This window comes from Mycobacterium sp. (assembly GCF_008709575.1).
In the GTDB taxonomy this organism is placed as follows: domain Bacteria; phylum Actinomycetota; class Actinomycetes; order Mycobacteriales; family Mycobacteriaceae; genus Mycobacterium.
The window spans coordinates 1-722 of record NZ_VYIK01000310.1; the positions used below are offsets into that span (position 1 = coordinate 1).

The window sequence follows — 722 nt, forward strand, 5'->3', positions numbered from 1 at the left end:
GCATCGACGTACAGCTTATGTTTCCCGGCATCGCGCCGGTTCACCTGCGGTCAGGTCAGGGCGTAGTCGGCGATATCGCGGACCGGCGAGCCGATCGCGAGCGTGCGGTGCCGGGATCACGGTGAGCTCCGCGCCGGTGGGCCGCCGGGTCGCAACGTAACCGAGTTCACCAAGTGAACGTCGACAGATTCGCGCATTTTCACGCGCTGTAACCGACGTGCGCTGCGGGAGTTCCCCGGCGGCCTGCTCAGAGATGCTGCGGGCAGTACGCGCTGGCCGCGCTGATCGCAAACTTCGCGGCGTGCTCGGTGGTGAACCCGGGGTTGGTGCTGCGCACCGCGTTGACGGTGTCCATCGGTGTGAGGCCTTGGTCCATCAGCTCACACACAGCCCGGCCGGCCGCGATGGCTTGGCTCGCGCCACTGTGGGTAATCCCTGCCTGGGCCAGGGCGGCCAGGAAACTTGCATCGTCGCCGGTGTAGGCCTGGGCCGGTGCGGCCAGGGCCAGAGCAGCGGCGGTGCTTCTTAGGGTCGTCGCATGGACTGTTAAATCGGTGTTACCTGCGGCCCCGTCGAACCCAGGTGGCGTCGTGGCCTGTGCATACGGTTCGGCGCAGCCAGCGGATGAGGGAGCCGACACCGGGGGCGCGTCAGCGCCCTGTGGCAAGGCGTTAAGCGGCCATTTCCAGGCCATCACCGCCAAGCCGTCACCGCCACGCTGT

General features: G+C 67.5%; 1 protein-coding gene. It reads right to left on the bottom strand.

Annotated features, from left to right (window positions below; all coding sequences use genetic code 11):
- Positions 1-247: 247 nt before the first annotated feature.
- Positions 248-508, bottom strand: coding sequence for a DUF732 domain-containing protein (locus tag F6Q13_RS18640; RefSeq protein ID WP_293059691.1), 261 nt, complete (start codon positions 506-508; stop codon positions 248-250).
- Between the last annotated feature and the right edge of the window lie 214 nt (positions 509-722).